This is a genomic window from Xanthomonas sp. JL1 (genome assembly GCF_038405005.1).
In genome coordinates this window covers 25,168-35,112 of sequence record NZ_JBBYGR010000032.1, presented here as the reverse complement: position 1 = coordinate 35,112, position 9,945 = coordinate 25,168, and the positions used below count along the sequence as shown (strand labels likewise).

Below are 9,945 nucleotides of genomic sequence, written 5' to 3'. Positions count from 1 at the left end.
TCCAACCTAAAGCGTTCGCTGGACGGTGCCTATCACGCCTTCAAATTCGCCAAATACGCCCAGCGCTACCTGGCAGAGACGATGTGGCGGTTCAACCGCCGTTTCGATCTGACCCGGCTGGTGCCMAGCTTGCTGGCCGCCGCAGCCGCCAGCAAGCCGTGGTCCGAGCGGGCCCTGCGTGATGTCACCATGTTCACCGCTGAAAGTGCGTGCTAATCAGGTTCGGAAAAACCCTATTCCCCGTCTGCAGACTTACCACGACGTCGGCTGCAACGTGACGCACACGCAGCTAGGCTTTGCGCATGACATCAAAGCCCCTGCCCCGCTCGTTTTAAGCGCACGATGCGCGCCACGTCGCGCCGCAATTGCGCAACAAGGTGCTGGTCAGTGCTGACGGACGCCGTGGGCGGATCACCGAAGTGGAAGCCTATTGCGGCAGCGAAGACCCGGCCGCGCACTCGTTCCGCGGCATGCCCCCGCGAACGCGGATGATGTGCGGTCCGCCTGGGCAGCTGTATGCGTATTTCATCTATGGCATGCACCGGGCGATCAATGCCGTGTGCGGCGGTGCGCCCGGGCATGCAGTACTCATCCGCGCACTGGAACCTTTCGACGGTCTCGACAGCATGCAGGCCGCACGCGGTGCGGCGCCGGCCAAACTGCTGACCATCGGTCCAGGACGCCTGGCACAAGCGTTTGGCGTGACCGCTGCCGACAACGGGTTGGATCTCACAACGGGCGCTGCGCGGCTCTGGATCGAAGACGACGGTGTGCCGCCACCCGCCAACCCACCGGCGACAGCACGCATCGGCATCCGTAACGCGGTGGATACGCCATGGCGCTGGTTGGTTGCCGACAGCCGCTATGTGTCGCGTCAGCTTCGGCGCATGGATGGTACAGGCACTGGGCTGCCGGGCGACTGAGCCAGCCAGCGTTCCATCGGCGATTGCCCCAGGCCGCACCCGGCCCACGCTGCAGCCGTCGTAGTGCCTGCTCAGCCTGCTCGGGGGTGAGTTCCTGCACCGCTTGGAGGCGGTCTGCTACCCACACTGCCATCGGCAGCCCATCCAGAAACGCCACACGATTGCCCGGCACACGCGCGATACGCTCGCCAGGCAGCAGACTGCAGAGCAGATTGCTGGGGTCGCTTGCACTCACGCAGATCCACTGTTGCGGCAGCGCCTGTGCACACACACGGCGCAAAGCGGCAATCGCATCGGGCAATGCGAACTGCTCGCCGGACAGCCCGGCGATGAAACGCCCGCCGCGGATTTCGCCACGCGCTTCCAGCCGTTGGTACATGCGCAGCAATTCGCGCCATGGCGGCAGCCACGCCGCTTCGCGTTCGAGCAGCCGCCAGCACACCACGCCATAGCGACGCAGCAACGTGCGCGCCACGTGTTCGAGGGTGTCCTGATGGCGCTCGCCGGCTTCGGCACGCGGCAATTCGGGCAACGCACACACTGGGGCCCAGCGGCCGGCGTCGCGAATGCCCAGCGCACTGGCACGGCGACGGTGACGCGACAACGCCGACGGCCGCTTGGACGCCGGCACCAGCAGCGCGCGCAGGCCGGCATAGCTGTCGCAATGCGCACGGCCGCGCATCAACAGCTCGCTCAATGCATCTTCCAGCTCGGTGGTCATCAGATGCGCCCCGTCTGCAATTTCTTCGAAGAACAACGCGCCTTGCTGATGCAGCACCTGCATGACATGTTCGGCGCGGGACCCCAACGGTGCCTCGTCTGCGTGACGCGCCAGCGCGCTCCAGCGCTGCGCTGCGCGCCGTGGCAGCAGCATGATCGGCGTGCTGCGCAGTGCGGCGCCGCTCCGCCCACCACCGGGTCGCACGCGTGCCCACAGCGTGCGCCCGGCGGTGCACAACTCGTCCAGCCAGGCCGGTTGATAGTCGTGCACACGCGCCGGCAACAGCTCGCTTTCCCACAGCACCGCAGGCGCCTCGAAGCCTTCGAGCTGTCCCACCACGCCGGCCAGTGCATCCGGCCCCGCTACGCGGCGGCGGCTGTCCACGCGCTGCCATTCGAACAAAAAGCGCGCGTAATCGCGCTGCGACACCGGCTCGATCGCGCGGCGCCATCGTCCCAGCGCGTAACGATGGAGACGTGCCAGCAGGTGACGCTCGCACCATTCTTCCGCCTACGAGTGCGCACTGAACTGCCCTGCCATGACATAGCCCTCGCGCTGCAAGCCCGCCAGTGCGAGCGCGATCTCTGCTTGTGGTACCCGCAACGCGTGGGACAAGGCCGGCACCTGCGCGGGGCCGAGGTCAGACAAGCGCCCTCGCAGTCATTCGCGCACTGCCCAATCGCGCTCCCAGTCGGCAACGTGGCAATCGTCTGGCGCCTGCAGGGGCGGCTGCGCAGTGGCTTGCGGATACAACGGCAGAAACCAGTCGATGCGCTCGGCACTGAGCCACAACGCGGGGATGACCTGCAAGGAAATGCCTGATTAGCCCCGACCTTCAGCTGCAGCACCTCCGCGCTTATCGCTAAACCGGCCCAATGCCAGGCCGCCATGGGGTCCTGGCTGAAAGAACTTCGCACCGGCTCCTCGCATCAGCAGCGCCAAGATCAGACATCATGGAACACATCGGTAAAACGAAGCTATTTGCAGGACTGCAACAAAAATCCAGCTGATGGCCAGGGCTAATCAGGAGGAAATGCAGGTGGCACGACCAGCCGCAGCCAGGGCGGATAATCAAGCCTGCCACTGCGCGTCGGCGGCTTCTTCGACCGGCAGCACGCCTCGCCCTACCAGCGCTTCGTGCATTTCTTCGGCATCGCGCGGCTGTGGCCACGCCTGCTCGCGCACGGCCTCGATGGCCTGCGGATCGAGCTGGCCCAGGTCGTCGCTGCTTTGCGGCGTGTAGCGGCGACCTTGCACGGCCTGGGTCCGGCGTTCTTCCAGTGGTGCATCGTCGAGAAATGCGTAGGGACGCGCATTCAAGGCTTGGGCTGCCAGCGGCGACGGTGCAGCCAGATCGCGCGCAATCAGCGTGATCGCGCCGGATTCCAGCCCGCGCATCTGCAACCAGCCTTCGCTGTCCATCGAGTGATGCAGGCAATCTTCCAGGGTGTGCGCCACCAACGGGTGGTCCAGCACTTCGCGTTCGCCGACCAGATTCTCTGCGCAGGCCACTTGGTCCGGAAATACCGTGGCCAGCAAATCCTCCGACTTCGTCCGTTGCAACTGCGGCGCCACCTTGTTGCCGCCGCTGAAACGCGGCAGCGCCATCGCATTGGTCGGGTTCCAACGCCAACGCACGCCGAACAGCGGCGCATCCAGCAATGCCTGGATCAACACATGCTCGGCCGATGACGAATGCAGATACCGCCCAACCTCTTCCAGCGCAAAACTGTGGCGGGTGGACAGCGACAGCACGATGGCATCTTCGGTCGCCGCCGCCTGCAGTTCGAAGTTGAAGGTGCGGCAGAAGCGCTTGCGCAATGCCCCCCACGCGCGATTGATGCGGCTGCCTTGCGGCGAATGGATCACCGACTGAGTCCCGCCGCTGGCATCGAAGACGCGCTCCATGACCAGGCACTGCTGGGTAGGCATCGCGTCCAGTGCGATGCACGCGTTGGCCAGATAGTGCGCCAGTTGCCGCGCCGCTTCGGCGGACATCGCAAGCTCACTCTGCAGCCAGTGGCAGGCTGCTTGATGTAGTGCGGTGTCCAGCCGCGCGGCAATTTCGCCGCGCAGGCGCGACACCGCCGCCGACAATTGGTCGCTACGGCCCGGCGCTTCGCCCAGCCAGAAGGATATGTTCGGCGGTGCGCCTTTGGCATCTTCCACGCGCACGCGCCCGGCCTCCACGCGCAGGATGCGGTAGCCGGCGTTGCCGAGCCGGAACACATCGCCGGTGAGACTTTCGACAGCGAAATCTTCGTTCACCGTGCCGATCTTTTCGGCCGTAGTTCCAACACCACGCTGTAGTCGCCGGTTTCGGGAATGGTGCCGCCGGAGGTCAGCGCGGTCATGCGGGCGCCGATGTACCGCATCCGGCGCGCGGACCAAGTCGCGTGCTGAAGCCATCGCACAGCATGCGCACCACGCTATCGAACGTCGCCCGGCGCAACCCGGCGAACGGCCACGCCCGCCGCACCAGCGCGAACAGCGCATCTTCGTCCCAGTCTTCGCACGCGGCTTCGGCCACGATCTGCTGCGCCAGCACGTCGACCGGCGCCAGCGGACTGCGCAGGGCGTCCACTTCGCCACGGCGGATGCTATCCAGCAGCGCGGCGCATTCGACCAACTCGTCGCGGGTCTGCGGAAACAGGCGCGCCTTCGGCGTACCACCAACCTTGTGCCCGGAACGCACGGCGCGTTGCAGGAAGGTGGCGATCGAGCGTGGCGAACCGAGCTGGCAGAGCAGATCGACATCGCCGATACCAGCCCCAGCTCCAGCGATGCGGTCGCCACCAGCACAGTGAGATCGCCGGCCTTGAGCCGTCGCTCGGCCAACAAGCGTGTCTCGCGCGACAGACTGCCGTAATGCGCCGCCACGCGGTGGTTACCGAGCAAATCGCCCAGATGCCAAGACACATCGGGCGCCAGCGGTATCAGCCAACGCGCCGGAGGACGGCTCCTCGCGCCAGCCGCTCATTCAAGGACTACACCTCCAGCACGCCCACGCAGCTCCAGGCAACGCCGCTCGCGCAACATCTGCCCGCAACGCCGCACCAGCGGAATGCGCATGCGGATTGAAGACATCGACCGCGTTGCGATTGTCGGGCACGCAAGGCCATGGCACATTGGCGGCATGCCTAGTCTCATCGTCTTCATGATCGTCGGCTCGGCGGTCGTCGCCTTTTGGAACTCCTCGCGCGCCGCCGCCGAACGCGCCGAGGTACTGGGCCGCAATGCCTGCCGCGCTGCCGATGTGCAGTGGCTGGATCAAAGCGTGCACTCCACCGGCATCCGCCTCTGTCGCATGCCGACCGGCTGGCTAGGATTCGAGCGGACCTTTCGCTTCGACTACTCCTGCGATGGCGTGGATCGCCACAGCGGCAAGCTGGTGCTGCGCGGCGATCAACTGATCGCCTTCACCGGACCGCAGGTGGCCAGCGTGCGTACGCTGCACCCCGAGCAAGAGCCACTTGAATGACGGGCCCGATGCGCAGCGAATCTCATGCGCGCGTGCTTGGGCCTAATGCCTGAAGGCTCCGCAGCGCCACACGAACATGCATGACGTTACAGACCGCCCAAATTCGGTACGGACGCGGCCATCGGCGGCCGGGACGCGCATGTGGTTGCCGCTGCCGCGCGCCACTGGGCGTTCCCGCACGTGGCCGGCATGCGCTCCTCCACCGGCGATTTACGCCACAGGCGTCGAATCCGCGGGCACAGGCGCGTAGCCATGCGTCCCTCCACTCAGCCAGCGCAGTCGCTTACCTTCCCGACGCAGGTATGCCCGCGCAAACACGCATAACGGATGCAGCAGGTCGGCATGCTGCAGCAGACGCGATTTTCCGTCGACGTCGATGTTGAGAAAGTGCGCTTCATCGGGCGTGTCGGTGTAGCTGCGCGCGATCAGGTAGGCCACGCCGTCCGTGAAGCGATAGATGTCGTACTCGTAGTCGTCGTCGTATGCGCCGGAAGCATCCGGCTCACCGCAATCGACATGACGCAGACGTTCCACCGGCATCGGAACGTCGCCGTTATCGATAGCGGCAATGCCTACTTCACCACGCGCAGATGCGGGCGCTTGCCACCACTGGGTGGTTCGTCCGGCGTTGGCGCGCTCGGCGGCGGGGCACCTGGATCCGGCGGCTCGTTGCTGGTGCCTGGGATGTCGTCCGGCAACGCCATGCCCTGCCCGGTCTCGCGCGCATACACCGCCAGCACAGCCGCCATCGGCACCATTACCGGGTGGCTCACGCCACCAAAGCGCGCGGTAAAGCTCACGCTCTCATTGTCGACCTGCAGGCCGACCACCGCGCGCTCGGCGATATTCAACACAACGCGACCGTCCTTGACCGCACTGGCAGGCACCTGCACACCGGGCAGGCCTGCGTCCACCAAAACGTGCGGCGTCATGCCGTTGTCGTTGATCCATTCAACCAGGGCACGCAACAGGTACGGGCGATGGCTGGTCATGCGGGGGAAATCTTCGCTCATGGCGTCATTTTACCCGCACACGACCCGCAGCGGCGGACACGCGATCGGACGTCGGTCTGTTGGCATACAGCCGTCGCATCAGCCCGGCAGATCGCGCAGCTTCTTTTCCTGATCGGTCAGGCTGCGAATGAAACCGGGATTGCGGAAGATGCGGTTGCCGTAGTCCTCGATCGCCTTGCCGTCCTTGGGCAGGCTGATCTCCAGCGCGTCCAGTCGCCAGATGATCGGCGCCATCGCACAATCGGCCAGACTCATTTCCGGATTAAGGAAGAATTTGCTGGCCTTGAACAACGGCACCGATGCGGTGAGCAGTTCTTTCAGGCGCTTGCGGCCGGCCTCGGCCTGCGTTTTATTGCCCAGCTGGACCGCTTGTACCTGCGGCACCCAGTCATGCTCGATGCGCAACATCGCCAGGCGCAAGCGCGCACGCGATAACGGGTCGATCGGCATCAGCGGCGGATGCGGGTAGCGCTCGTCCAGGTATTCGCTGACCACCGACGCGGCGTACAGCACCAGGTCACGTTCGACCAGCGTCGGCACCGAATGATAGGGGTTGAGATCGATGAGATCTCCGGGAGGATTTTGCGGGTCGACCGGCACCAGGTCGTAGGTCACCCCTTTCGCCGCCAGGACCAGACGGACCCGGTGGCACAACACATCGTCGTTGGACGAAAACAAAGTCAAGGTATTCCGCATACGCACACTCGTCGCCATTCAAGGCTCTCCGACGACCGGAATCCGCCGGCCGCATCGGCGCGGCCGGCCCAACGCCGACAGTCACCACGGTCTATCGAGTGTGCAATCACGTCACGCAAAAGCCAAGAGTAATACGGCTTATTAACGTTCCGATAAGGCAGTTATTGCGCTGTTACACGGAAATGCGTGACGTGTGCGCGTCGCAGCGATGTCGCACGGCGCCAAGCCGATGGCCTCGACAGAGGCACTGCCGGCTTGCAGCCCCTCCCCCCCCTTCCCAGACGCACAGGGGTGACGCACTCTCCCACACGGGGAGAGGCTCAGCGATACAGGGACGTTCAAGACACCTGCCAGTTCTTCCCTGCACTGCATTCGTTCGCTGTTGCAGCCGACGATGGCTTAGGCAGCGTTCAATGCACGTCCTTCCAATATTCCTTCTTCAGCAGGTACGCGAGAAAGGTGAGCAGCGCCAGAAACAGGACCACCCATACGCCCATGCTCTGGCGCTTGAGTGCGGCCGGCTCGCCGGCGTACTCCAGGAAGTTGGCGATATCGCGCACGGTCTGGTCGAACTCCACCGGCGTCTGGCGGCCAGGCTGCCCGAGCTTCAACGCTTCCACCGGCTTATCGCCGGTCGCCTTGTCGGGCGGGCCGAATTGCGCCTGCTGCAAGCCTTGCAAATCCCATAGCGGATTAGGCATGGACGCGTTGGGGAACAGCTTGTTGTTCCAGCCCAGCGGGCGTGTCTGATCCAGATAGAACGACTTGAGATAGGTATAGACCCAGTCGGTGCCGCGCACGCGCGCGATCAACGTCAGATCCGGCGGCGCCTTGCCAAACCACTTGGTCGCCGCATCGTGCGGCATGGTGCCTTCGATGTGTTCACCGACCTTGGCGCCGGTGAAGTTGAGGTTGGTCATGACCTCTTCTTCGCTCAAGCCCAGATCGCTGGCCATGCGCGAATAACGCAGGTATTTCAACGAATGGCAGCCGAAGCAGTAATTCATGAACAACTGCGCCCCCCGTTGCAGCGAAGCGCGGTCGCTCAGGTCGTTGCCTGCGTGCTGCACTGCCACACCCTCGGCCGCCATTGCGCCACCGGCCATCAACAGGCCGCAGAACAACGCGGCCACGCGCGACTTCCATGACGTCACGTTGGCGTTAGTCATGGGTGGTCACCCGTTCCGGAACCGGCTTGGTTTTGTCCAGCCGCGTCCACACAGGCATGGTGATGAAGAAGGCGAAGTACAGGAAGGTCAGCACCCGCCCGACATAGGTCTCGTGCGCGTCGGTCCCGGGGCCGGAACCAATCACGCCCAGCCACACAAAGCACACCACCAGCACGCCCAATGCCACTTTGGAAATCCCCCCGCGGTAGCGCACCGAGCGCACCTTGGCGCGATCCAGCCACGGCACCAGGAACAGGATCGCGATGGCCGAGAACATCACCACTACGCCACCGAGCTTGTTCGGCACCACCCGCAACATCGCGTAATACGGCGTGTAGTACCACACCGGCTTGATGTGCTCCGGCGTCACCAGCCGATTGGCTTCGGTGAAGTTGTCGTGCTCCAGGAACAGACCACCGAAGGCCGGTGCGAAGAAGATGATGAAGGCCGCGATCAGCAGCAGGAACCCGACGCCGACCAGATCCTTGACCGTGTAATACGGATGGAACGGAATGCCATCGGCAGGCTTGTGCGGATCCCAACGATTGCCCTTGGGGCCCTTCTTGATGTCCACACCGTCGGGGTTGTTGGAACCCACCTCGTGCAGCGCGCCAATGTGCAGCACGATCAACAGCAGAAGCACCAACGGCAGTGCGATCACGTGCAAGGCGAAGAAGCGATTGAGCGTGGCATCGCCGGGCAGATAGTCGCCCATGATCCATTCGGTCAGCCCGTTGCCGATCACCGGAATGGCGCCGAACAGCGAGATGATCACCTTCGCGCCCCAGAACGACATCTGCCCCCACGGCAGCACGTAGCCCATGAAGGCTTCGGCCATCAGCACCAGGTAGATCAGCATGCCGAGAATCCACACCAATTCGCGCGGCTTCTGGTAGCTGCCGTACATCAACCCGCGGAACATGTGCAGGTACACCACGATGAAGAACAGCGAGGCGCCGGTGCTGTGCATGTAGCGGATCAGCCAGCCCCACTCCACGTCGCGCATGATGTATTCGATCGAAGCGAATGCATCGGCGGCGCTGGTCTTGTAGTGCATCGTCAGGAAGATGCCGGTGACGATCTGATTCACCAGCACCACAATGGCAAGCGAACCGAAGTAGTACCAGAGGTTGAAGTTCTTCGGCGCGTAGTACTCGCTGATGTGCTTGCGGTACATGGGCATCAGCCCGGGCGCGCGCTCGTTGACCCAATCGAAGACGCCGTTGGCGGTACGAACCAGAACATTGCTCATCAGGCAGCCCCCGTGCTTTTGGCCGACGTAGCGGCACTGTCAGGATCGACGCCGATCACCAAGGTGTTGTCGTCTACATAGTGGTGTGGGGGCACCAGTAGATTGATCGGTGCCGGCACGCCGTCGAAGACGCGGCCGGACATGTCGAACCGCGACTTGTGGCAAGGGCAGAAGTAACCGCCTTTCCACTGCGGGTCGTAAGGCTCGGGGCGGATCTCGGCGACCATCTCCGGCGAGCAACCCAGGTGCGTACACAGCCCGACCAGCACCGAGATGTCGGACTTGATCGAGCGGTATTCCGGGTTTTTCAGCACGTACTCCGGCTGCTGATCCTTGTTCTCGGACTTGGGGTCCTTCAGCCGGTCGTCCAGCGACGGGAGCGCGTCGAGCATGGCCTTGGAGCGCTTGACGATCCAGATTGGCTGACCGCGCCATTCAAGGACCATGCGCTGGCCTTCCTGCAAGGCGCTGATGTCGGCGGTTACCGGTGCGCCGGCCAACTTGGCACGAGCACTGGGATTCCACGACTTCACGAACGGAACTGCGACGAATCCTGCTCCGACCGCACCGACCACAGCGGTTGTCGCGGTTAAAAACCGACGACGCCCGATATCAGCAGGTGCGTTGACCCCATCGTTGGCCATCCGGCTCTCCGATCTTGATTAGGTAGCGTGAGGCTGCCAACGGCTG

At 64.0% G+C, this 9,945-nt stretch carries 9 protein-coding genes and 2 pseudogenes; 3 read left to right on the top strand and 8 right to left on the bottom strand.

Annotated elements, in window-relative coordinates; genetic code table 11:
- Both WJW29_RS06865 and WJW29_RS06860 read left to right on the top strand, forming a co-directional pair.
- Nucleotides 1-216 (top strand): transposase (locus WJW29_RS06865; protein WP_146763617.1); only part of this gene is annotated, 216 nt, incomplete at its 5' end.
- A 149-nt stretch (nucleotides 217-365) separates the two neighbouring features.
- Nucleotides 366-923 (top strand): DNA-3-methyladenine glycosylase, encoded by a 558-nt coding sequence (locus WJW29_RS06860; RefSeq protein ID WP_011259349.1) that lies wholly within the window; start codon nucleotides 366-368, stop codon nucleotides 921-923.
- Here the strand turns inward: WJW29_RS06860 and WJW29_RS06855 are convergent.
- Both WJW29_RS06855 and WJW29_RS06850 read right to left on the bottom strand, forming a co-directional pair.
- Nucleotides 875-2,487 (bottom strand): annotated as a pseudogene (locus tag WJW29_RS06855) (ATP-dependent DNA helicase); the annotation flags it as partial. The gene WJW29_RS06860 and the pseudogene WJW29_RS06855 overlap by 49 nt on opposite strands.
- 231 nt (nucleotides 2,488-2,718) lie before the next feature.
- Nucleotides 2,719-4,554: pseudogene (locus WJW29_RS06850) on the bottom strand (helicase-related protein); the annotation flags it as partial.
- A 226-nt stretch (nucleotides 4,555-4,780) separates the two neighbouring features.
- On the opposite strand from WJW29_RS06850, the gene WJW29_RS06845 reads away from it, so the two are divergent.
- A complete protein-coding gene (locus WJW29_RS06845) occupies nucleotides 4,781-5,125 on the top strand; it encodes a DUF3301 domain-containing protein (RefSeq protein WP_042465594.1) in 345 nt (114 codons plus the stop codon).
- 210 nt (nucleotides 5,126-5,335) lie between these two features.
- On the opposite strand, the gene WJW29_RS06840 is transcribed toward WJW29_RS06845, so the two are convergent.
- The 6 genes from WJW29_RS06840 to petA form a co-directional block, all read right to left on the bottom strand.
- Nucleotides 5,336-5,665, bottom strand: coding sequence for a hypothetical protein (locus WJW29_RS06840; RefSeq protein ID WP_011259351.1), 330 nt, complete (start codon nucleotides 5,663-5,665; stop codon nucleotides 5,336-5,338).
- A gap of 32 nt (nucleotides 5,666-5,697) precedes the next feature.
- A complete protein-coding gene (locus WJW29_RS06835; protein ID WP_011259352.1) occupies nucleotides 5,698-6,138 on the bottom strand; it encodes a ClpXP protease specificity-enhancing factor in 441 nt (146 codons plus the stop codon).
- A gap of 78 nt (nucleotides 6,139-6,216) precedes the next feature.
- Complete coding sequence (locus WJW29_RS06830; RefSeq protein WP_011259353.1) at nucleotides 6,217-6,852, bottom strand: glutathione S-transferase N-terminal domain-containing protein; 636 nt, start codon at nucleotides 6,850-6,852, stop codon at nucleotides 6,217-6,219.
- 392 nt (nucleotides 6,853-7,244) lie between these two features.
- A complete protein-coding gene (locus WJW29_RS06825; RefSeq protein WP_011259354.1) occupies nucleotides 7,245-8,003 on the bottom strand; it encodes a cytochrome c1 in 759 nt (252 codons plus the stop codon).
- Entirely contained in the window at nucleotides 7,996-9,255 is a 1,260-nt protein-coding gene (locus tag WJW29_RS06820; RefSeq protein ID WP_011259355.1) for a cytochrome bc complex cytochrome b subunit, read from the bottom strand. The genes WJW29_RS06825 and WJW29_RS06820 overlap by 8 nt, the downstream gene beginning before the upstream one ends.
- Nucleotides 9,255-9,899, bottom strand: a complete 645-nt coding sequence (gene petA / locus WJW29_RS06815) for a ubiquinol-cytochrome c reductase iron-sulfur subunit (RefSeq protein WP_011259356.1) — start codon at nucleotides 9,897-9,899, stop codon at nucleotides 9,255-9,257. The genes WJW29_RS06820 and petA overlap by 1 nt, the downstream gene beginning before the upstream one ends.
- Nucleotides 9,900-9,945: the final 46 nt, after the last annotated feature.

Coding starts and splice junctions, on each gene's coding strand:
- WJW29_RS06845 (WP_042465594.1), top strand. CDS start 4,781: ATGCCTAGTCTCATCGTCTTCATGATCGTCGGCTCGGCGGTCGTCGCC.
- WJW29_RS06840 (WP_011259351.1), bottom strand. CDS start 5,665: ATGCCGGTGGAACGTCTGCGTCATGTCGATTGCGGTGAGCCGGATGCT.
- WJW29_RS06835 (WP_011259352.1), bottom strand. CDS start 6,138: ATGAGCGAAGATTTCCCCCGCATGACCAGCCATCGCCCGTACCTGTTG.
- WJW29_RS06830 (WP_011259353.1), bottom strand. CDS start 6,852: ATGGCGACGAGTGTGCGTATGCGGAATACCTTGACTTTGTTTTCGTCC.
- WJW29_RS06825 (WP_011259354.1), bottom strand. CDS start 8,003: ATGACTAACGCCAACGTGACGTCATGGAAGTCGCGCGTGGCCGCGTTG.
- WJW29_RS06820 (WP_011259355.1), bottom strand. CDS start 9,255: ATGAGCAATGTTCTGGTTCGTACCGCCAACGGCGTCTTCGATTGGGTC.
- petA (WP_011259356.1), bottom strand. CDS start 9,899: ATGGCCAACGATGGGGTCAACGCACCTGCTGATATCGGGCGTCGTCGG.